General features: G+C 44.0%; 18 protein-coding genes. 8 read left to right on the top strand and 10 right to left on the bottom strand.

The genetic code is table 11. The annotated features are described in order from the left end of the window. Positions 1–49: 49 nt before the first annotated feature. The 3 genes from comE to M886_RS15115 all read right to left on the bottom strand — a co-directional run bounded on the left by comE (position 50) and on the right by M886_RS15115 (position 3,378). Positions 50–1,207 (bottom strand): sulfopyruvate decarboxylase subunit beta, encoded by a 1,158-nt coding sequence (gene comE / locus M886_RS15125; RefSeq protein WP_048051771.1) that lies wholly within the window; start codon positions 1,205–1,207, stop codon positions 50–52. A 128-nt stretch (positions 1,208–1,335) separates the two neighbouring features. Further along, positions 1,336–2,586, bottom strand: a complete 1,251-nt coding sequence (locus tag M886_RS15120) for a cysteate synthase (RefSeq protein ID WP_048051770.1) — start codon at positions 2,584–2,586, stop codon at positions 1,336–1,338. A gap of 333 nt (positions 2,587–2,919) precedes the next feature. Beyond that, positions 2,920–3,378 (bottom strand): hypothetical protein, encoded by a 459-nt coding sequence (locus M886_RS15115; protein WP_048037402.1) that lies wholly within the window; start codon positions 3,376–3,378, stop codon positions 2,920–2,922. A 216-nt stretch (positions 3,379–3,594) separates the two neighbouring features. Here M886_RS15115 and M886_RS15110 point away from each other — a divergent pair, with 216 nt between their 5' ends. After that, positions 3,595–3,804 (top strand): zinc ribbon domain-containing protein, encoded by a 210-nt coding sequence (locus M886_RS15110; protein ID WP_048038490.1) that lies wholly within the window; start codon positions 3,595–3,597, stop codon positions 3,802–3,804. A 355-nt stretch (positions 3,805–4,159) separates the two neighbouring features. Here M886_RS15110 and M886_RS15105 read toward each other — a convergent pair whose 3' ends face one another. Continuing rightward, positions 4,160–4,930 carry a tetratricopeptide repeat protein gene (locus tag M886_RS15105; protein ID WP_048037403.1) on the bottom strand — a complete coding sequence of 257 codons (771 nt, stop codon included), beginning with the start codon at positions 4,928–4,930 and terminating at the stop codon, positions 4,160–4,162. A 226-nt stretch (positions 4,931–5,156) separates the two neighbouring features. On the opposite strand from M886_RS15105, the gene M886_RS15100 reads away from it, so the two are divergent. Next, positions 5,157–5,597, top strand: a complete 441-nt coding sequence (locus M886_RS15100) for a hypothetical protein (RefSeq protein ID WP_048051431.1) — start codon at positions 5,157–5,159, stop codon at positions 5,595–5,597. Between the two features lie 7 nt (positions 5,598–5,604). Here M886_RS15100 and M886_RS15095 read toward each other — a convergent pair whose 3' ends face one another. Then, positions 5,605–6,369: a tetratricopeptide repeat protein gene (locus M886_RS15095; RefSeq protein ID WP_048051430.1), complete on the bottom strand. Its 765-nt coding sequence runs from the start codon at positions 6,367–6,369 to the stop codon at positions 5,605–5,607. 449 nt (positions 6,370–6,818) lie between these two features. Between M886_RS15095 and lonB the strand changes: the two genes are divergently transcribed. Genes lonB through M886_RS15080 form a run of 3 tightly spaced genes read left to right on the top strand, consistent with a single transcriptional unit; the run spans position 6,819 to position 11,544 of the window. Continuing rightward, positions 6,819–8,888 carry an ATP-dependent protease LonB gene (lonB, locus tag M886_RS15090; protein ID WP_048037408.1) on the top strand — a complete coding sequence of 690 codons (2,070 nt, stop codon included), beginning with the start codon at positions 6,819–6,821 and terminating at the stop codon, positions 8,886–8,888. Between the two features lie 2 nt (positions 8,889–8,890). Then, positions 8,891–10,231 (top strand): TldD/PmbA family protein, encoded by a 1,341-nt coding sequence (locus tag M886_RS15085; protein ID WP_015410880.1) that lies wholly within the window; start codon positions 8,891–8,893, stop codon positions 10,229–10,231. 2 nt (positions 10,232–10,233) lie between these two features. Next, positions 10,234–11,544: a TldD/PmbA family protein gene (locus M886_RS15080; protein WP_011032080.1), complete on the top strand. Its 1,311-nt coding sequence runs from the start codon at positions 10,234–10,236 to the stop codon at positions 11,542–11,544. Between the two features lie 136 nt (positions 11,545–11,680). Here M886_RS15080 and M886_RS15075 read toward each other — a convergent pair whose 3' ends face one another. From M886_RS15075 to cooS, 5 genes are all read right to left on the bottom strand, one after another. Beyond that, positions 11,681–12,127, bottom strand: coding sequence for a universal stress protein (locus M886_RS15075; RefSeq protein ID WP_011032079.1), 447 nt, complete (start codon positions 12,125–12,127; stop codon positions 11,681–11,683). 728 nt (positions 12,128–12,855) lie between these two features. Beyond that, positions 12,856–13,794, bottom strand: a complete 939-nt coding sequence (locus M886_RS15070) for a nucleoside recognition domain-containing protein (RefSeq protein ID WP_011032078.1) — start codon at positions 13,792–13,794, stop codon at positions 12,856–12,858. A 142-nt stretch (positions 13,795–13,936) separates the two neighbouring features. Then, positions 13,937–14,398 carry a universal stress protein gene (locus M886_RS15065; protein WP_011032077.1) on the bottom strand — a complete coding sequence of 154 codons (462 nt, stop codon included), beginning with the start codon at positions 14,396–14,398 and terminating at the stop codon, positions 13,937–13,939. A gap of 392 nt (positions 14,399–14,790) precedes the next feature. Further along, positions 14,791–15,333, bottom strand: a complete 543-nt coding sequence (locus M886_RS15060) for a 4Fe-4S dicluster domain-containing protein (RefSeq protein WP_011032076.1) — start codon at positions 15,331–15,333, stop codon at positions 14,791–14,793. A 15-nt stretch (positions 15,334–15,348) separates the two neighbouring features. Then, on the bottom strand, positions 15,349–17,223 hold the full coding sequence (gene cooS / locus M886_RS15055; protein ID WP_048051429.1) for an anaerobic carbon-monoxide dehydrogenase catalytic subunit: 1,875 nt from the start codon (positions 17,221–17,223) through the stop codon (positions 15,349–15,351). 692 nt (positions 17,224–17,915) lie between these two features. Between cooS and M886_RS15050 the strand changes: the two genes are divergently transcribed. The 3 genes from M886_RS15050 (at position 17,916) to pyrG (ending at position 20,959) form a co-directional block, all read left to right on the top strand. Further along, positions 17,916–18,098 carry a methytransferase partner Trm112 gene (locus M886_RS15050; RefSeq protein WP_015410876.1) on the top strand — a complete coding sequence of 61 codons (183 nt, stop codon included), beginning with the start codon at positions 17,916–17,918 and terminating at the stop codon, positions 18,096–18,098. Positions 18,099–18,106: 8 nt separating this feature from the next. After that, the gene (locus tag M886_RS15045) at positions 18,107–18,871 is read left to right on the top strand and encodes a DUF7524 family protein (protein ID WP_235203983.1); all 765 of its coding nucleotides are present in this window, start codon (positions 18,107–18,109) and stop codon (positions 18,869–18,871) included. Positions 18,872–19,354: 483 nt separating this feature from the next. After that, the gene (pyrG, locus tag M886_RS15040; RefSeq protein ID WP_048051427.1) at positions 19,355–20,959 is read left to right on the top strand and encodes a glutamine hydrolyzing CTP synthase; all 1,605 of its coding nucleotides are present in this window, start codon (positions 19,355–19,357) and stop codon (positions 20,957–20,959) included. Positions 20,960–21,124 lie beyond the last annotated feature (165 nt).

Raw genomic sequence — 21,124 nt, 5'->3', positions numbered from 1 at the left:
TGAGAGATTAACCCCTGATCAAATCTCAATAAGCCTGAATCAAACCCTTTTAATTCTTTTTTGCTTCAAGGGCTTCTTTGAATTGCTTTGCGGCACCTTCGGGGCTCAGTGGAATGTTTGGAGCGTTTGTATTTCCCGGCTTCAGGATTACGTGGATCAAAGCCAGCTCCTTCATGTCTCTAAACTTTTTGAATGCTTTTATCAGGTCTTCTCTGGTATTTACTTTGGCTGTGTTTGTGATCCCGCAGGCGTTTGCAAATATTTCGAGGTCAATGTACCTGAGAGCGCAGGTTTCCTGGGAACCTGTAGACCCGTAGGCGCCGTTATCAAGGGCAATAATAATGAGGTTTTTCGGGGATTCTTTTGCAATCTCAAGAAGGGCATTTGGGTTCATAAGCAGGCTTCCGTCTCCGTCAAAAGCGACAACTGTTTTTTCGGAACGGAGGGCAATTCCCATACCTATGGAAGAGACAAGCCCCATTGAGCCAAACATATAGAAATTAAGGTCCCTGTCTTTACAGGCATAAAGTTCCTTGCAGGGGACTCCCAGGTTTGTTACAGTAACTTCGTCATCAAGCTCTGAAGCTATTGCGCAGATGGCATCGTTTCTCAGCATTACCGGCTTGAGGACCTCTTTTTTGAGGAAAATACTGCATGTCCTTTCCATAACCTCCGGCTTTTCTGGCATTCCTGCACCCTGCCAGGCGCAGCACTCTGAAGCTTCCCAGACTTTTGGGGAGATCAGGGCTATATGGGGCCTGGAATTTTCAAAGGCGTCACTGATTACATTTTCAATCTGGTGGAGTTTTTCAACCTCATCGATTATTGTGTATGCAAGCCCTGCCCCTTCAAGAATAGCAGGCAGGTGGACTCCGAGAGGAACCTGGGCTTCAATTGCTTCTTTGTAAACGCCACGCCAGCTCGTCAGGACAGGCAGGGGTATTTTACAGGTCACGTTCAGGGATTCAAGGGCATTGATCATATTCCCCAGCCCTGTGCTTTGAATCAGCATTAAGGGCTTTCCGCCTGCAAGATAGAACCCGGCGCAAATTCCCACCCCGTTTTCTTCCCTTGTCATCTTGATTTCTGGAAAATTTTTTGAGACCAGGGGAAGCAGATTTTTAATCCTGTCACAGGGCAGGGTTGCCACGAGGTCAATTCCTGCTTTTTTCATGAGTGTTATTACTTCTTCTTCCGGGTTTAACATGCCTATACCTTCTGCCGTGCTTATGCTTATGAGTATTATGAGCCTGTTTTTCTTACAGGTTTCTATTAACAGATTTACACAGATTTTTGTTATGTTTTTTGAAATTTGATTCCGGACGTAATGGAAGTTCAAATCTTCAGTTCATCAAGTGAGACTTCAGAACTGCTGACTGTAACATCAGGTTCAACCTGGAATAGCGTAAAGTCTTCTTTCAGCCGCTTAAAACCTCCGCCTGCAATATTAAGGAGAATGGCATCGCCTTTTTCCACTTTTCCGGCTTCTACAGCTTTTAACAGGGAAGCAGCCGCAACTGCGGAAGGTTCCAGGATGTCTATCCCTTCGAGGGACTCAAAAAGGGTTTTTGCTTCAAGAGCCTCTTCTCTTGTGATGGCATACATTATCCCGTCCGTGTCGACAAGTGCATCATATAGCCCTCCAGTTATGGAATAAGGAGGAGCCCTGTTGGTGAGAACGGTAGCATATGTCTCTTCTATCTGCTTTTTTGCATCCTTCATGTCAATTTCAGGGATGATTTCCCTTCTTCCTGCCCTCCAGGCATTGTACATGGGAACAAATGGGAGGTTCTGGGCAAGCTGGAGTTTTGGAAGCTTTGAGCCGAAACGCCCGTCGTCCCTGAGCCGCAGTGAAGCTTCCCATGCTGACATTCCTCCCGTACCGCTCCCTACAGCCTGGAAATAGTGGTCAGGCATTTTTCCTATGGTCACGGCTGCATCAAGCATTACAGTTCCCATCCCTTCCCTTCTGGCAACGTTTCTTGCCCCTCCTTCGGGAACCATTCCCGGGAGTTTTGCAAGCCTGCCTGCAAGGTTGATAGCATCGGTGTAATCATTACCCGGAGTCATGCTGATAAGATGAATGGAATCAGCAGGTTCTTCAGGCAGCCAGATGCTCGAAACGCCTGAATCCGGGACCACTATATAAGCGTCCGTGCCTGTAAGGGACGAAGAATATGCAAAAGCCCTCCCGGTGTTGCCTGCAGAGGCAAGAACTATGGCTTTTCCGCCGGACTCTTTGAGAAGCTGCATTGTAGGGTGGGCTTCCAGTTCTTTGAAACTGCAGGTTTTAATCAATGCCCCTCTTTCGGGCCAGTACCCGCTGAACCCTATATACAGGTTGGAAAGCCCGAGTTCCTTTGCGAGAGCTTCGCTTTTGTAAGTGATTGGCCCCGCTTCTGTGGTAAGCTCTTCCTGTACAGGGAGCCAGGAATGGAATCTCCCTATTCCGGGCTGGTCTCTAAGTTCCAGCTTTTTTTCAAAGTAATCCGCCCTCAAAAGGGAGTCGTCATTATCACAGGTTAGCCTGTATTCCTGTCCGTATTCCCTTCCGCATTTCAGACATTTTAATGTGAATCTTCCCATTGCTATCAAAGAAAATTGGGTTTCTTTTACTAAATATATATTCCTGAAACATCTACTTTATATCCTTTATGTGATATTTCCTATCATTAGTTTCCTATTTGAGCTATTTGATTTCGGAGAATGGAAGAAATAAACGCAAATAAATGTAAGAAAAATAAGAAGCTTGAATTAAAGAAATCGTATAAAGAAACCATCTAAAGAAACAAAATAAAGGAATCGTACAAATAAATCCTATAAATCGTACAAATAAATCATATCAATCATATAAACAAATCATAAATGAAATTGAATTAGTGGAAGGCAGGACCGCCATTGAGAATCCGGACTATAATTTCAAACATAGAATATGTCTGGAGTAGCCCTGGCATATTCTATATTTTGCCTTGTCCTGTCGGGATAAACAAGGGTGAGTATATCCGGCTGTATTCCCAGTTCTCTTGAGTCGTGAAGGTAGTATTCATCGTCATGTCTGGAAATGTCGTTTACGTGGATTAATGCACTGGATCTGCCTATCCTGCGGACCTCTATATTTTCAAAATCAAAAAATATATCCTTTATTTTTGGCTCCAGATGCTTGCTCCCGAACATGAACATATAAACCTGGGCAAAAGGGCTCAGATGGTATTTTATCTGGACATTCGCATCCGTCCTGTTAAATTCAATCACCATAGTGTCAATATGGATGTAATTCCCTTCCCCGAACTGCTCCGAGTCTTCTCCCGGTGAGATTTTTGCAGCCATTAAAGCAGCCGAGATTATCAGGGCGATTGTAATTATAGCTTTTACTTTCATGTGTGTAACGCTGTATTGGTTTTCTTTTCTAATATATTTATTTCTTAAAAATTGTAAGCCTATTAAGGAATCTCTCCTGCACCTGCAGTTCTGCAATAACATTAAATAGCGTAAAAATAAAGCTATTCCATACTTCAAACTATCTAAAAATAAATGTGAGAATAAATGTGAGAATAAAAGTGAGAATAAAAATGAGAATAAAAATGAGGCTGAAAAATGAGCAAAAACATTAACTTCGTCTGCCCTAAATGCGGAAACAGCTCCTACGACATCGGTGAGATCCGCACAACAGGTGGCTTGATCAGCAAGCTTCTCGATATTCAGAATAAAAAATTCACCCACATCACCTGCAAGCACTGCAAATACACAGAACTCTACCAGGCTGACAGCAGCATGCTCGGGAACATTTTCGACCTGTTCACATAATATCAGCAATAAGAGAGTTTTCAGCGCCCGAGTCCCGTCTCGCTCGAATTGCGCCTCGGGAGTCCGCTGTCCTTTTTACTCCCCGAATTGCGCCTCGGGAGTCCGCTGTCCTTTTCACTCGCTTCGCTCGTTCAAGAGGACTAATTAAAATATTATAACAGTAAGTTTTAGTAAGAAAGCAAAATAATCAAAAAAAGCTCTGACCCTTGCAACAATATTCGCTATTTCGTGTCTTTTTTGTTACGCTCGATGGAGACAATGTTTGTTTTATAAATTCTGATAAATAAAAAATTCATGTATGTAAAAAGAGAAACGTTTCTTTGAAGATTATTCAATTTGCTTCAGAAATCATGTTTCAAACCTTTTCAAGCTTTTTCCGCCTGAGGGCAATTTCTTCCTTGAGCTTCTGATCTCTGGGGTCTTTTTTGCTCAGGATTTCCAGGATTTCAAGAGATTCTTTGAAGTTCTTTTTTGCTGCTTCTTTTTGCCCTTTTTGAGAAAAGAGGATTCCAAGGTTATTAAGGGTCATTTCTTTATCTGAGAGATATTCCGTATCTTCAGGGTATTTTTGAAGGAGCTTTTCATATATTTCCAGGGCTTTTTCGTATTTTTCTTCTGCTTCTTCTAACTGTCCCTTGCTGAAGAGGAGTTCTCCGAGGTTGTTGAGGGTATTTCCTGCATACATTTGATAAAAGGTGTTTTCCGGGTGGGAATCAAGAAGCTTCTGGCAGATCTCAAGTCCGGTCTCATAGCATTGTTTCGATAGGATAAAGTTGCCAGCTCTCTGAAAAATGTTGCCGAGGTTTCCGATATTGTTGAGGTTAAGACGGATGGTGTCTGTATAGAGTTCGTTTGCCGGGTCTTCTAAGAGTGATTTATAGCTGATTTTTAAGGAAAAAACGTAAGTATCCAGAGCTTCTTCAAGCCTGCCAAGGGACTGAAGGATTTGACCCCTCGCTTTTAAGGTGTGGAACAGGATAGCTTCGCTTTTTGCTTCCTGTGCGGCATTTTCAGCTTTCTGGAGCGCTTCAAGGGATTCCTCGGGCTTTCCTTCCTGCATCAGGTCAATTGTTCTGTTAAAATGTTTTACTGCTTCTTCTCTCAGTCTATCGGGCTTCTCAGGCATATTAAAAAGAGGGCTTTTATTGCCTTATAGCTTATGTTGTCGAATTCGTTTTTTCTTCCTGTTCCTTTCTTTTTCCAACTTTTTATATATTATTAAAAACTATATAATAAATATAATAGGTATTAAAGTTTTAATAGATATTGGAGTTTTATATCTTCTTAAACGCGCGTTTTCTGGATATTTTACTGTTCATCTACATTGAAGGGGTACTTACAGGCAGGGCAGTATGGATCGGGAGACAGAGAAAGAGAAAATGGACAGAAGTTTATACAGGACTGGCATTCGGGCTGATAGAAAAGGCAGGTATGAAAAATTCTTAATTATCTTAATCGGAATCCTGCTCGTGGCTATCTTTTTCTATACCTTTTACATAGGTCAGCTTCTCTGGGGTATAATCATTGATATCCTTATCCTGAGGATTTACTTCCTTGTGCAGCAGGAAAGACGTTATTTCACCGAATGCGACCTGAACGAGGATGAAGCCGGAACTCCTCACGACCCCGGAACAAAGAGAAAGGTCAGGCTTGCAAATATCCTGATCACTTTATTTGTTCTCGGACTTGTAGTTTACTCTTATTTTACTCTTCAGTTTATATGGGGGGTGGTCGTCGGGCTGATGGTTCTCTTTTATGTTCACATGCTGCTGTTTTCCGGAAAAAACCTTTGAAGGACTTTTAAAGCCCTTTCAGTCTTTCCTCTGTCAGGGCGATGGCTTCTTTAACCTTCTCATTTTCAGGCTGCTGGTCCAGCAGACTTTCCTGCAATTCCAGAGCTTTTTCAAGTTTCTCTTTTGCCGCTCCAGATTCTTCAGGCACCTGATGTTTGAGGCAACTTCCTAACTGGCTGAGCGCGACTGAAAGTTCTGCCTGATAACCGAGGTTGTCGGGCTTCTCTTTATAAAGTTTTTCGTAAATTTCAATAGCTTCTCTCAGGATTTCACAGGCTTTTTCGAGGGAGCCGGATTCCATAAGAAGTTCACCGTAATTGTTCAGGTTTTCTCCGGCATAAGATTGGTATACAGCATTCTGAGGGTCCTTTTTGATCAGATCGAAATAAATTTTTCGGGCTTGAGAATAATATTCGTCAGCTTTATCAATTTCGCTTTTCTTTTTCAGGAGATTTCCAGTATTGCTCAGGGTTGTACCCATGTAATGCTGGTAATCAGCATTTTCCGGGTCAGTTTTCAGGAGATCTGAACCAGCTTCAAGGGCTTTTTCATAAGCTTCAAGAGCCTGGTCGTATTCTTTTGCCGAATAGAGGATGCCCCCACGGGTAAAAAGGATATAATAGAGAGCATCTGTTGATTTCGACTGCCTTGCAGATGTTTCGGCTTTATCCAGAGTCTCTAGAGCTTTATCCAGTTTTCCTTTCTTGATCTGGCTTACAGCACTGTGAATCTGCTTTAGAAGGAGAAGATTTTTTACCTTGCTTCTGGCCATGAGAGAGAATTCCTTCCTGTTTTTTAAATAACTGTCGATATCGATTGTCAGGCACTGGATGAACTCCTCAATACAGAGTTTCAGGTCAGGTGATATTTATATAGGGGATATCGCATATTCATGTAAAAAATATCCTGCAAATTCTCCTGTGCATTAATTTGATATTTAATTTTTCCGTCCAGAACTTCGGATCTAATATTAACCAGCAAATAGTATATAATGAAAGGCTTCTATATACTGTATGTACAGTGGTAGGTTAATTTTATATACAGTAAGTTTATATAATTAGCCGAAGTATGGATGGGGTTACAGTAACTTCAGGAATCTGTTATTGTAACAGCCGCTTTTCCCGTTATTCTACTCAGATTTATTGTTTTTTCAAAAGCGTCAAGTATATAATCTCGATCAGATAACGTCTATCAAATAACGTTCGAATATGTGAGCTAACCATGGTGTATAATAATAATCAGAACATAGACGGATCTTCGGAGAATATGGACAGGCAGGCCCATAAAATGGAAGAGCCTGTTCCGAAAGTTGATCCGTCTGCGGCCGACCAGACAAAGGATGAGCCTAACAAGGTCATGGCCGAGTCTGAGTTACATGAAGATATAGATGAAGATGTTGACATCGGCTTCCAGTTTGAAGACACTTCAAATATAGAGGTCCCCAAGCTCCTTATTGACCAGGTGCTGGGTCAGGAACACGCAGTGGAGGTCGTGAGGAAGGCCGCCAGCCAGAGGCGTCACATCATGATGATAGGGACTCCAGGTACAGGAAAGTCCCTGCTTGCAAAAGCAATGGCAGAACTTCTTCCTAAAGAGGAGCTCAAGGATATCCTTGTATATCCCAATCTTGAGGATCTCAATAACCCCAAGATAAGAGAGGTTCCGGCCGGAAAAGGTAGAGAAATTGTCATGGCTCACAAGATGGAAGCAAGAAAGAAAGCCCAGGCACGGAACATGCTTATGATGCTCTTTGTTGTGGGTATTATTATCTATTCTTATTTCGTCTCTCAGCTTCTCTGGGGTATTATTGCAGGCATAATGATTCTCATGTTAACCCGCCAGTTCCTTCCCAAAGAGGAAATGATGATTCCGAAAATGGCGGTTTCAAATTATGATAAGGAGCACGCACCTTACATCGATGCAACCGGAGCCCACGCCGGAGCTCTGCTTGGTGATGTCAGGCACGACCCGTTCCAGTCCGGAGGGCTTGAGACCCCTGCACACGACAGGGTAGAAGCCGGAGACATTCACAAAGCCCACAAAGGTGTGCTTTTCATTGACGAAATCAACACTCTCAGGCTTGAGTCACAGCAGAGCCTCCTGACCGCGCTTCAGGAAAAGGAATACCCGATTACCGGGCAGTCCGAAAGAAGCTCCGGAGCTCTTGTTAAGACCGAGCCTGTACCCTGTGACTTTATTATGGTCTCTGCAGGGAACCTGGACGCTGTTCAGAAAATGCACCCCGCACTCAGGTCAAGGATAAAAGGTTACGGGTATGAAGTCTACATGCGGGACTCCATGGAAGACACACATGAAAACCGGAAGAAACTTGTCCGCTTCGTTGCCCAGGAAGTCATGAGAGACGGTCACATCCCTCACTTTGACGAGGGAGCTGTAGAAGAAGTGATAAGGGAAGCCAGAAGGCGTGCAGGCAGGAAAGGCCACCTTACCCTCAAACTCCGTGACCTCGGAGGGCTTGTGCGTGTTGCAGGCGATATTGCCCATTCCGAAGGCGCTCCGCTTACAACTTCCGAGCATGTTCTTGCAGCGAAGAGGATTGCAAGGTCCATAGAACAGCAGCTTGCAGACAGCTACCTCGAACAGCGCAAGGAATATGAGTCTTTCCTCAGGAAAGGTTCCGCTGTCGGAAGAGTCAACGGGCTTGCAGTTATGGGCGGAGATTCGGGAATCGTACTTCCGATTGTATCCGAAGTCACCCCTGCCCTTTCCGGAGCAGAGGGGCGAATTATTGCCACAGGTAAACTCAAGACTATTGCAAAAGAAGCTGTGCAGAACGTATCCGCAGTTATCAAGAATATGACAGGCACGGATGTCTCGCGCCATGATGTCCACATTCAGTTTGTTGGGACATATGAAGGTGTGGAAGGAGACAGTGCATCGGTTTCCATAGCAACTGCAGTAATTTCTGCCATTGAAAAGATTCCTGTGGATCAGACTGTCGCAATGACCGGTTCTCTTTCTGTAAGGGGAGATGTCCTGCCTGTTGGCGGTGTCACCTACAAGATCGAGGCAGCAGCCCAGGCCGGCATGAAGAAAGTCATCATACCCAAAGCCAACGAGGCAGATGTTCTTGTTGAAAAGGCATACAGGGAAAAGATCCAGATCATTCCTGTTTCCTCAATAGCCGAAGTAATGGAACACAGCCTTGTGGGTCCGAGAAAGAATACAATTATTGAAAAACTCAAAAATATTACAAAACTAAGTTTCGACATCCCGGAAGTATCACCCGCTTCCGTACAGGCTATTAATCTCTTCGGGTGCAGGAACTGATCATGAATAGTATTATGCAGGACATTAAATTTTATGACTGCAGGGTGATAGAAGGCAGTTCCACTTCTATCGTCCTGGATAACGGAAAGATAGAAGAAATATCCCGAAACTTCACAAAGGGGGCCGGAATAAGGGCCCTCTGCGGAGGTTCCTGGGGCTATACGGCTGTTGAAGGGGATATTAACCTTAAACGCGGGGTCGACACGGCCTCAAAACTTGCTTTTTCTATGAATGCGAGCACCCCCAAAGAAGATGTAGAACTTGCAGCCGTGGATTCTCCTGAAGTAAGGGATCTTCCTGAGGTAAGGACTAACCCTAGAGATATTGCAATTGAAGAAAAAGTAAGCCTTTTGAAGAGTATTGAAGAACACGCAAAGCTTGAAGGTGTTCACAGTACAAAGGTAATGTATCTCGAGTCTGAGTTTAAAGTTGATTACCGGAACTCCGAAGGTCTGGAATGTGAATATGAGCTTTTAAATGTCGGTTTTGCAGTCTCTGCCGTTGCTTCGGAAAACGGCGTTTATCAGGCAGGCAGGGAAAGCCGTTTCGGGTACGGTTATGAGCTTTTTGAAAACGAAAATGTTCTCGAACTTGCCGGAAAAGCGGGAAAGACCGCGCTTGAACTCTTAAAAGCTAAAACACCTAAAGGCGGGGAAATGCCTGTGGTGCTTGACCAGGAGCTGGCAGGCGTATTTGCCCATGAAGCCGTGGGGCATGCTTCAGAAGCCGACCTTGTGCTTGAAGGTGATTCCATTCTTGAAAACAGGATAGGAGAACAGATCGCATCTCCGCTTATTAACATTATTGACGACCCGACTCTGCATGAGTTTGGATATTATCCTTTTGATGCAGAAGGTTCGGAGTCAAAAAGGACTGAGATAATAAAGGACGGAATTTTTAACTCTTATCTCCACTCCCGGGAAACAGCAGCCAAACTTGGAGGAACTCCGGGAAACTGCAGGGCTCAGGGTTATTCCATGCCTGTTGTCAGGATGAGCAACACATTCATTGACAACGGAGATTCCAGGTTTGAAGAGATGCTCGAGGAAGTAAAGGACGGCATGTACCTTATAGGGTCAAGAGGCGGACAGGTAAACACCGGAGAAGGTATATTCCAGTTCAATGCCGAAAAAGGGTACCTTATAAAAAACGGAGAGCTTACCGGGCTCTTAAGGGACGTCTCTCTTTCAGGAAAGACGCTTGAAATCCTTAACCATGTGACCCTGGTCGGCAACGACCTGAAAATGACTGCCGGAAGGTGCGGAAAAGCCGGACAGCTTGTACCTGTGTCTGACGGGTCCCCACATATTGCCATTTCGAAAGCACTTGTAGGAGGTGCCTGAAGATGTACGAGCTTGCAGAAAAAGCCCTGAAAATGGCAGAACAGGCAGGAGCCGAAGAAGCCGAAATTTATTACGCTGCAAACCATTCTACAAGCGTCAATTTCAAAAAAGATGCCCTTGAAAGCGCAAAGGACCGTTTCTCTGAAGGGCTGGGAATTCGTGCTATAGTAAACGGAGCAGTGGGCTTTTCCAGCACCAATTCTGTAGCAGAACTCGAGAATGCCGTAAAGATTGCGGTTGCAGAAGCCCGTGTCCGGGAAAGTGACCCTGACTGGGTAGCACTTCCTTCAAACGGGAAATACCCTCAGGTCTCAGGCATTTTCGACAAAAAAGTTGAGGCTCTCAAACTCGAGGAATGCATAGGCTATGCCGTAGAACTCGTTGAAGGTACAAAAGAGACTCCAGGCACGCTTCCTACCTCTGGAGGGTTTACCCGTTCTAAGAGCAAAAGGCTTATCCTGAACACAAACGGGATAGAAATAGAAGAGGAGTCAACAGCAGTTTCCGGTTTTGTCGATGTTATCACCGTAAACGGAGATACCTCTACAGCCTATGACTTTGCTGTTTCCCGGTCTCTTGATATTGATTTTTTTGTTCTCGGGAAAAACGCTTCTGACCTTGCCCTGAAATCCAGAAGTGGAATAAAAATCGAGCCCCAGAAAACCGATGTTATTTTTCACCCATTTGCCTTTTCTGACATTCTTGAAGAAGCCCTCGCTCCCTCTCTTGACGCTGACAATGTGCAAAAAGGACGTTCCGGCCTGATAGAAAAGCTCGGGGATGAAATTGCTGTTTCCGAACTGTGCATTTACGACGATGGGCTGATTGAAGCAGGCATAGAAACCTCAGCTTCGGATGACGAAGGAGTTCCTTCTCAGCACACCACAGTTATTGAAAACGGCGTCCTTAAGTCCTACCTCTATGACAGCTACACGGCAGGAAAAGCCGGTGTGAAAAGTACAGGAAACGGTTCAAGGTCATCTTATACAAGCCCTCCTTCGGTGGGGCTCAGGAACTTCATAATCGATTATCCTCAGGAGGACGTTATTGCAAATACTTCCTCAGGGATTTTCGTAAACACAATTATCGGCGCTCATACCGCAAACTCGATTTCCGGGGACTTTTCCGTAGAAGCCAGAAATGCCTTTACAATCAAAGACGGAGCCCTGGATAAGCCTGTAAAATCTATTATGATTTCGGGCAATGCTTTCGAGCTCCTTAAGAACATCACAGGTGCAGGCCTGGACGTGAGGAAAGTTGGTGGCATAATCACGCCCTCTATCCGGGTCTCCGGTCTGAGTGTAATCGGATAAAACAGTATTTTTAATATCTGAGCCATTGCAGTCAGTTTTTTCTGTCTTCAAAGGCTCAGATTTCAGCTAACTTCAGATTTAAACTCTGAAGCCCTCTTTTTTTATTTAATTCCTTATCTATCAGCTTTTATTTCTGTTAGGGGTTTTCTTCTCTTACCACAAGTACAGGTGTCTTTGAATGCCTCACCACTTTTTCGGCTACGCTGCCAAGCAGGAACCTGTCAAGTCCGGTTTTTCCGAGTGTCCCCATTACGATCATTTCAGTGCCCTGCTGTTCTGCAAACTCCACAATTTTATCTGCAGGGTTCCCTTCAAGCAGTACGGATTCCACCTCTACTCCGGCAGCTTTTGCGCTCTCTTCCACAAAACGGGTAGCCTGTTCGCCTTCCTTCCTGAAATGCTCCATAGCAGCTCTTTCCCAGCCGAAGTCTCGCGGAGAACGGGTTGCTGCAACTATAACGTACACAGCGTAAAGTTTAGCTCCGCTCAGCCTTGCTATTTCAACGGCAGTCTCAACTGCTTTTTTTACAAGCTCGGAACCATCGGTTGCAACCATTATTTTTTTAAAAGTTTCTTCTCTCATGCCATATCCCTCAATTTTATTCTCTTTTAAGCCTTATAAGATCCGTTTTTCTATAGAAGGCTCATGATGGCTATGTTTTCTTTCCAGTTCTAATATTCTGTGTGTATATATTTATTTCATATTATAGTGTGGCAATTATCGTTTAAATCTCTTTTTAGTATAATCTAAAATGATTGGAATCTTTTTATGCCAGGATTAGTATTATTACAAAAAGATAATGGTTATGAAATTACATAACTCTTTTAATTTAATTTTTAATCAATTTTTCTTTTATTCTCTCTTTTCATCCAGGACAGGCAATGACATTCCTGTTCATATTAATATCATTTTCTGTTTAATTAGTCATATAAGGAAAGAATATCTGAAAATTTAGTATTTTTTTTCTATTTATGGTACAAAAAGGCATTGTATTTTTTTGTGCCAAAAACTTTATATATTGCTTACTCCTCTGTTGAGCTTGGTGAACGGGCCAAGCTCAAAATCAAATATTATTGCTCATAATTAAATCCAACATATTTTAACCTCCTTCAAAAAACCCCGTTCACTAACTTGCTTTTAATATTTTTTTAAGTATATACAACTAAACTTTAGTTCAGTTTTATCCATCTGTCTTTCCTTTCTTGTGATCTTCACTTAATTATTTTAACATTTTTATATCCTGAGGCTCTTTTGAGAAAATATTTATTTGATACAACTTGACAATTATTTTTAAAACCCATTTGTTATTTTCAGGAAACCATACTGAGCAGTATTAGCAGAATTGCAAACCTTACAAGTATACTTATTGATGTCGAATATGCAACAATCTGAACTCCAAGGCGCGTCCCGAAAATAGCTACCTTCCTCGGGAGCTGGCTGCGGATAGCAAAAATCGGGAGCATGAACATGCTGCCCAGCATAAGTACGATCATTGCCTGTACCTCTGTCATCTCTCCCGAATGGATCATGGGTCCGAGAAGGGAAATTCCCAGAATGGGGCTCGCTACGTAACTTGTAAGAGGGACAATTGTCTCCGGCGGGATTTTAAACAGCTCTGCAAGAGGAAGCACACTGAAAATTTCGAAAGCTCCCTTTTCCTGAAGGATGAAAATAACCGTGGTTGCTATAAGGTAAATTCCTGCTATCTTCAGAAAGAGCCTGAACTCTTTCCTGAATGCACGCTCAAAAGCAGTCTTCAGGGACACTTTTTCTCTGCTCCGGGTTTCAGGGGCTTTACAGGAATTGCCCTTAAGAAATATCCTGCTCGCAACCGCAATAAGCAGAACTTTTACCACGGCAGTGAACACAAATACAAGAGAGTAAAATCCTCCGACCACAAGCCCGAGTGCGGGAAGCACTATAGGGATCTGATAGGTGAAAAGTTCCCTGAAATAGGCAGGTGTCGCATTCATCATCGAACATAGAAGGACTTCCCTGTCGTTGATGCAGTTTTCTTTTTTTGCCTGAAGAAGCATGCTGTTTGCGGCATCTGCAGACCCTATTGCCACGACAAAAGAAGAAGCACAGGTCTCAGGAAGGTTCGTATAGGCAAAAACAGGGCTTGCAAGTTTTGAAAATTTCTGCATCAGGCCAAGCTCTACAAGTACACTGGTGCCTACAAGCCCGACAAAAATCATTACAAGCACAGGAAGCGCAAAATCCAGTACGCTGAGAAAGAGTTCTATCATTGAAAGACATTTGGACCGGGCAGGTAAATCAATCTATCCCGAAAAAGTTCGGAGCTCCTGCCCGGAAACCTTTCGCTTTATGTTTTTACACATGGAGTTTCTGCATATGCCGCCTGTTTTTGTGTCCGGTACGTATGCTTCATCACTCTGTTTCCAATTCTTTTACGACCAGTACGGCTTTTCTGGAATGCCTCACCACGTTCTGAGCAACGCTTCCGAGTAAAAACCTCTCAATTCCCGTCTTTCCCAGTGTTCCCAGTACTATGAGGTCGATATTATTTTTTTCCGCGAAATCGACAATTTCATTTGCCGGGCCCCCTTCAAGAATAACGGGTTCAACATCCACATCAGCAGCTTTTCCGGCAGTTTCCACATAAGCTGTCGCTTCTACCCCCTCAGCATTTAACTGCTCTTTCATTGCTCTTTCCCATCCAAGGTCTCTGGGATGGCCAAACGTATACCCTCCACCGGCAGCAACAACATATACTGCATAAAGTTTTGCCCTGCTAAGCTTTGCAAGTTCAACAGCGGTACTGACAGCTTTTTTTACATTTTCCGAGCCATCTGTTGCGACCATTATTTTTCTGTAAAGATTACTGTTCATACCTGACTCCCTTTTTCAGTTCTTTATATTAATATCACGATAATCCTTTATATAGTATCATTCATGGAGGCTAACCGGATAAGAGAGATCAAACTCCTTTCAGGATTTATCAGAAAAAAAGAACCAGGATTACAGGAAGGACTAATCTACTTGTTTGAATCTACTCGTTTGAATCTACTCGTTTGCTGGAGAAGTTGAAAAAACCTTTCTGATCGCCTCTGGAGAAATCTATCAGCAGGTAAGTAGCATCAACCAGGCACCAGCAGAAACCCTGTACTCCATCTGAGAGAATATCCGGCTACTTTACTGTTTCACGACGAAAAATAAAACCTGGAAAACCCATTACCATAAATGATGTTTTCCAGTATATTTTTTAATTTGCCCTGGAGTTTTCAGAAATAGCTAAAAGCCTTTGTTTCCGGATGCCTCTTTATATCCAGAAATACAAGAGCGTGTGTTGGGCAGGCTTCAACACATGCAGGTAATTCCCTTTCCCCGCATAGATCACATCTTACAATTGTCCCTTCTTCAGTCTGCCTGTCGATTACTCCATAGTTGTGTGACATGGAAGAGCTCCAGCACCCTGAAACAAGGAGTAAGAGATACAGGGGCGAAAAACGGGTGCATACAGTAGAACATTTCCAGCAGTCCACGCAAAGCTCATTATTGTGATTTACAGTACCTGTTACTGTGTCCTTGGAAAGAGCTTTTGTGGGGCAAACCGAAACGCAGGGTGCATCCTCGCAGTGACGGCAGGAGATAGGAACTGAGGCTTCAAGTGCGTGGATGTATTCAACAGAGATGCGTTTTTTCGGGACTTTTTCTTCTCCTAAAGCCTGGAAAAGGTTCTTGCTTTTTGAATGGGAAACAGCACAGGCAACCTCACAGGAGCGGCAGCCCATGCAGCGTTCCGGCAGGATGATCACGTCTTTCATTACGTTCCTCCTCCCTCAGTTCAGGCCCAATGCTTTTCTTTTTCCTTCAATGTGCTCAAGCATCAGGTTTGCGGCTTTGAAGGGGTCAGGCTCAACTGCAAAGCTTGCTCCAATAACATTATCCAGGCCTTTTGTCAGAAGAGCCGTGACTGCCTGGCTTCCAAGGACAGGTGGAACAGTGCCCAGTACTGTAAACACTCCTGAAGAAACAACATAAGCTCCTATACTCACTGCTTTTTCGCTCATCCACTCCGGAGCTGCTCCGGCAGCAGGCAGGTCGCTTATGTCGACTCCCAGGCTCTTTGCAATTGCCGAGGCAAGCACCAGGATTCGGCTGATATCCACGCAGGAACCCATATGCAGAACAGGTGGAATGCCGAGAGCCTCGCAGACTCCTTTAAGACCATCCCCTGCCTGGGCAGCAGCCTCAGGTACAAGGAGCCCGGCTTCAGCACAGGCAATTGCATTGCATCCCGTGGTAACCACAAGGACATTATTTTTTATCAGCTCCTTTACAAGGTTCACGTGCCCGTAATTGTGCTGGACCTTTACATTATTACATCCGACAACTGCTCCGATCCCTTTCACCGCACCTCCGGCAATCGCATCGATGAGTGGAGCAGGGCTGCCGCCAAGGGCTTTAAGGATTGCCTCCGCACTGAAGCCGACCATGCACTCCTGCTTTTCTTCCGGAATATTTACCTTTTCGATATTCCTGTTAGGAAAGTTTTCTACAGCTGTTCTCACAATCTCCCTTGCGGTGTCATAAGCTCTTTCTTCATGGAATTCCATTCTCACAGTTCCGGGGAAATCAGCTTTAGGCGATGTGGATATGAATTTCGTGTGATAACAGCCTGTAAGGTTTCCCAGGGCTGGCATTATACACTGCACGTCCACTATCATTGCTTCTACAGCACCTGTAACCACTGCAAGTTCCTGCTGAAGGAAGTTTCCTGCAATAGGGGTCCCATGGCGCATCAGGGTTTCATTTCCCGTACAGCAAATTCCGGCAACATTGATTCCTGCTGCCCCTTTCTCTTTTGCGAGTTCAAGAAGTTCAGGGTCCTCCGCAGCTTGCACAATCATTTCCGAGAGGATTGGTTCATGCCCGTGGATGATCACGTTTACCTTGTCATGGGAGAGCACGCCGAGGTTTACAGTACTCTTCTTCGGTTCAGGTGTTCCGAAAAGGACATCCTGTATCTCGGTTGCGATCATGGAACCGCCCCAGCCGTCCGAGAGACTGGTCCTCAACCCATGCAGGAGTATATGAGTTGCATCGTTATCCACTCCTATATGCGTCCTGTGCATGCATTCTACAATTTCCCTGTCAACTCCTCTGGGCTCTATTCCGAGACTTGTCCACAGCCTGAGCCTTGCTTCGGGGGCACGGCGTGTATACTGTATAGGGCCTTCCTGCTTTCCAAATTCCGCAAGCAGGGCACTGGCAAGTTCTCCTGCTACTTCTTCAGGGCTTTTTCCCTCCAAGGAAATCCCGTATTCTGAAGCAAGAGAGAACAGTTTTGTTTTATCTTTTATCCCGTAGCTTCCTGCTTCTCCTTCAGTCATTTTCTTAAAAGTCAACACTGCGTCCCTGGCATGGTCCGAATGTGCTGCTGCTCCTGCAGCAATCATTCTTAAGAGATTCCGGGCAACAATAATATCTGCCGTAGCGCCGCATATCCCTTTCTCAGCCCCTTCCCCAAAAGGGTCTATCCGGCAGGGTCCCATATTGCAGTTCCTGCAGCAAATCCCCAATTGCCCAAAACTGCACTGAGGCAGTTGCTTTTCATACCTGTCCCAGGCAGTTTCTATGCCTTCATTTTCCGCTTTCTCCAGCATTTTCTGACTTGCTGGGTCGATGCTTTTCTCAAATGCCGTTTGTTTCATTCTACATCCCACACCTTTATCTGTACATTTTTGAGATTGCTCGAAAATCCAGTTTTCATTTTTTTAAGATGTCTTCAAACCCAAAAAGTGCGACAACCCGGGTTAACATGATTTCTCTGAATCTCAACTTTTCCAGTTTAATAAATTATTCAGAATATCAAAAGCTATTGTTTTATATACTTTCTTTAAAAAAGCAACGCGTTAATATATATCTAAAGTTATAACTTTCTGCAGAAATCTAAAACCCAACTCACAAATAGACTATTAAATGATAGGTTAGCTGTAAGTACTTAGATTACATTAAAATAGGAAGATGAATTGAAGAATGATTCATTGAAAACATTAAATTTCCAGTATTACAGAGATCAAAGGGTAGAGATAGGAAAAGCCAGTTCTACAGATAATTCCACTGGTCAGGAGTTAAAAATCACTGTCTGAATACAAAATCACTGGAATTAGAAATGTCAAAAATAGGGATACGAGACCTGTGGGCGAACATGAAGTCTGCAAAGATATAAGTAAATGGCTCTGGCGGATATACCCTGATTAAATGTAAATACAAGGATAAGTTTTTCATATCCGGGATTATGAAGATAAGAAGCAGGAAATATAAAACAAAACATTTAACTATTCCTGCGAAAAGTAAAACTCTGTCTCCCCTATCGCAAAAGTGGCTTTGATGGTGAATTTTTGTGAAAAAAGACCTTATGGATATTCTGGCCTGCCCTGTGTGTAAGGGCGACCTGACTTTGAACGTTGTTGAAGAAAATAAAGAAGAGGTCATATCAGGAACCCTCTACTGCCCTGTCTGTAAAGAGCATTACCCCATAGACGAAGGGATTCCGAACTTGCTTCCTGCAGACCTCAGGAACTGATGTGAGGGGTGAACTTGGAGCAGATATTCCAGAACGTTATTATCAATCGGCAGGAAATAAATTCAATTGAGTTTGAAAAAGAAAATATTGAAATCCCTCTTTATCCAGGCGGAGAACAGACCTTTGAAATCCTTATCACAAACTACGGATCCCCAACACATATTCACCTTTCCGTCAGTGACGAGCTGAAAGGGCAGATTACATTTTTGCGGGACAACCCTTATGTCCTTCAGAAAGAATATGTTTCTGCAGTCGCAAGAATTCCGCAGGACGGCAGGGTACTTACAAATGGTCAGATTTTTATAACCGCAGGTTACGGCTCAAAGAAGAAAAGTTTTCCTGTCCAGCTCGGAAAAGTTGAGGCAAAGACTCAGGAGCCCCAAAAAGATGAGCTTGATAAATGGGAAGAAGAGAGCGAAGAGTTAAGACCCTCAAGACCTTTCGTAGTAGAGCCAGCAAAAAAGGCTTCCCGCTCCCGGATGTCAGGAGGAAGCGGATTTGGCGGAATATCAGCTTCAGCCTTCAAGAACTTCAGGGGAGGATTCCCGGCTTCTTCAGGAAAACGGACCAGAAAAGGCACCGGGGAAAACGAAAGGTTTCCCCTTATTCTGGCTCTGGGAGGATTTTTACTGCTTGTATCTTCATTCCTTCTTTATTTCCTGCTGCCAGAGAGCCTCCAGTTCGATGTAAGTTTTACCCAATCCCTTTTGTTCTCGATTCTGTTTGTGACCTGTACGACCTACATCCTGCTAAAGTTTATGGACGAAATTTAAGTACCGTTTACGGGCTTAATGTTCCGCGGTTCAGCTAATGTAAATAGCTTGAAGTAAAACCCTGTGAAACAAATTCTGGATTAAGCAAAAGGTTTCTGATAAGATGCTCAGTTAACTCACCTGTCCGAACCTTTTGTTTATTCTCAGGCTCTTTTGAGCTTTTAATTTTTTAAGTCTGGACCGGTTTGATTCTAAAAACATGGAACTGTTTTTATTATTTACGTTATGCCCTTTCTAAATTCTATCTCTTTACGTTCCGTCCTTTTTAAGTTATGTCTCTTTACTTTCTGTCATTTCCAAGTGCTGTCTCTTTTAGAATCAGAGAGTAATTTTTATATCATGAAGATATTGGTATTGTGTTCGTACACAAGAATTAAATCAGGAATTGTATAAGTTACACTTCTAAGTACTTTTTAATCTGACATTTACAGGACTGTATTCAGTCCGGAATTCTTATTAGAAAATTATCGAGGAAGCTTACCCATGAAGTATATCGTAGTTACCGGTGGGGTGATGAGCGGGCTTGGGAAAGGCATCACCATCGCGTCCATCGGCAGAAACCTGAAAAATAAAGGTTATAAAGTTACGGCTATCAAGATCGACCCTTACATCAATATCGATGCAGGTACCATGAGCCCTTACCAGCACGGGGAAGTTTTTGTGCTCAGGGACGGAGGCGAAGTTGACTTGGATCTCGGAAACTACGAGAGGTTCCTTGACACGGAACTCACCAGGGACCACAACATAACAACTGGCAAGGTTTATCAGGAAGTGATCGCCAAAGAAAGGAGGGGAGACTACCTCGGAAAAACCGTCCAGATTATTCCTCACATTACAAATGAGATCAAAAATAAAATAAGAAAAGTTGCAGCAAGGAGCGGGGCTGATGTCTGTCTTATTGAGATAGGAGGGACTGTAGGAGACATTGAGAGCATGCCTTTCCTTGAAGCAGTCCGCCAGATGCACAGGGAAGAACCTTCTGAAAACATTGTTTTTATCCATGTGACCCTTGTAATGGAAGATTTGCAGGGAGAACAGAAGACCAAACCTACGCAGCACTCGGTGAAAGAACTCCGGGCACTTGGGCTGAGCCCCGAAGTGATAGTTACAAGGTCAAAGACTCCCCTCCAGGAAAGCGCCAAGGAAAAAATTGCCTTATTCTGTGATGTTCCCCAGGAGCTGGTTATCAGCGCCCATGATGCCGGCGACATTTACGAAGTGCCTCTTGAGATCGAGGAGCAGGGACTGACCACCCAGCTTATGAAGCACCTGAGGCTGGAGTCCGGTGTTGATGATGGTGGCTGGAGAGAAATGGTTGCAAGGATGAAGTCCACAACCGACGAGGTAAAGCTGGCAATCGTGGGCAAATATACAAATCTCGAAGATTCCTATCTCAGCATCCTTGAAGCTGTAAAGCACGGAGGAATTGATAACGCGTGCAGGGTTGAAGTCAACATGGTTGAAGCTGAGACCCTTGAAGAAGACCTGGCAGAAGTTGAAAAACTAAAACAGTATGATGGCATCCTGATTCCAGGCGGCTTCGGAGGCCGTGGGACTGAAGGGAAGATGCTTGCAATTAAATTTGCCAGGGAAAACGACATCCCGTTCCTTGGAATCTGCCTGGGTATGCAGCTTGCGGTAATTGAGTTTGCAAGAAATGTGGCAAACCTTGAAAACGCAAACAGCACGGAGTTTGATGAAGATACTCCTTACCCTGTGATTGATATCCTCCCGGAACAGACCGGAGTTGCGGATATGGGAGGCACCATGCGTCTTGGGGACTATGATGCTATCCTGAAAGAAGGCTCCTTTGCCACAAAGCTCTATGGGACCAATTATATTGTTGAGCGTCACCGCCACAGGTATGAGGTAAACCCCGAATTCGTGGACAGGCTTGAATCCTTTGGCATAGTGTTTTCCGGCAAAAATAAAAATAGAATGGAAATTGCCGAAATCCCAGGAAAACGATTTTTCTTTGCCTCCCAGTTCCACCCTGAGTTCAAGTCGAGACCAGGCAGGCCGTCTCCTCCATTTAAAGGGCTCGTCAGGGCAATGTGTAAATACAGGAAGGAAAGAGAAGTCCAGTAGTCAGATTAAGGACAGCATTTGCTGGATGACTCAGGAACTTTATAAAAACGCCAGTTTCCCTTTCTCGGGAAACTGATAAATAGTTTTAAAAATGAAATTAATGGGTTAATGTGGTATCTGCTGGGGTACTGAACTGGCATCGTACCTTGCGGATATTTCTGTTTC

The organism is Methanosarcina soligelidi (genome assembly GCF_000744315.1).
Taxonomy (GTDB): domain Archaea; phylum Halobacteriota; class Methanosarcinia; order Methanosarcinales; family Methanosarcinaceae; genus Methanosarcina; species Methanosarcina mazei.
The sequence above is the reverse complement of the archived record's forward strand: the minus strand, read 5'-3'. Positions and strand labels throughout refer to the sequence as shown.

Bases quoted from the DNA above. Each gene is read 5' to 3' on its own strand.
- comE (WP_048051771.1), bottom strand. From the start codon at position 1,207: ATGTTAAACCCGGAAGAAGAAGTAATAACACTCATGAAAAAAGCAGGA.
- M886_RS15120 (WP_048051770.1), bottom strand. From the start codon at position 2,586: ATGGGAAGATTCACATTAAAATGTCTGAAATGCGGAAGGGAATACGGA.
- M886_RS15115 (WP_048037402.1), bottom strand. From the start codon at position 3,378: ATGAAAGTAAAAGCTATAATTACAATCGCCCTGATAATCTCGGCTGCT.
- M886_RS15110 (WP_048038490.1), top strand. From the start codon at position 3,595: ATGAGCAAAAACATTAACTTCGTCTGCCCTAAATGCGGAAACAGCTCC.
- M886_RS15105 (WP_048037403.1), bottom strand. From the start codon at position 4,930: ATGCCTGAGAAGCCCGATAGACTGAGAGAAGAAGCAGTAAAACATTTT.
- M886_RS15100 (WP_048051431.1), top strand. From the start codon at position 5,157: ATGGATCGGGAGACAGAGAAAGAGAAAATGGACAGAAGTTTATACAGG.
- M886_RS15095 (WP_048051430.1), bottom strand. From the start codon at position 6,369: ATGGCCAGAAGCAAGGTAAAAAATCTTCTCCTTCTAAAGCAGATTCAC.
- lonB (WP_048037408.1), top strand. From the start codon at position 6,819: ATGGTGTATAATAATAATCAGAACATAGACGGATCTTCGGAGAATATG.
- M886_RS15085 (WP_015410880.1), top strand. From the start codon at position 8,891: ATGAATAGTATTATGCAGGACATTAAATTTTATGACTGCAGGGTGATA.
- M886_RS15080 (WP_011032080.1), top strand. From the start codon at position 10,234: ATGTACGAGCTTGCAGAAAAAGCCCTGAAAATGGCAGAACAGGCAGGA.
- M886_RS15075 (WP_011032079.1), bottom strand. From the start codon at position 12,127: ATGAGAGAAGAAACTTTTAAAAAAATAATGGTTGCAACCGATGGTTCC.
- M886_RS15070 (WP_011032078.1), bottom strand. From the start codon at position 13,794: ATGATAGAACTCTTTCTCAGCGTACTGGATTTTGCGCTTCCTGTGCTT.
- M886_RS15065 (WP_011032077.1), bottom strand. From the start codon at position 14,398: ATGAACAGTAATCTTTACAGAAAAATAATGGTCGCAACAGATGGCTCG.
- M886_RS15060 (WP_011032076.1), bottom strand. From the start codon at position 15,333: ATGAAAGACGTGATCATCCTGCCGGAACGCTGCATGGGCTGCCGCTCC.
- cooS (WP_048051429.1), bottom strand. From the start codon at position 17,223: ATGAAACAAACGGCATTTGAGAAAAGCATCGACCCAGCAAGTCAGAAA.
- pyrG (WP_048051427.1), top strand. From the start codon at position 19,355: ATGAAGTATATCGTAGTTACCGGTGGGGTGATGAGCGGGCTTGGGAAA.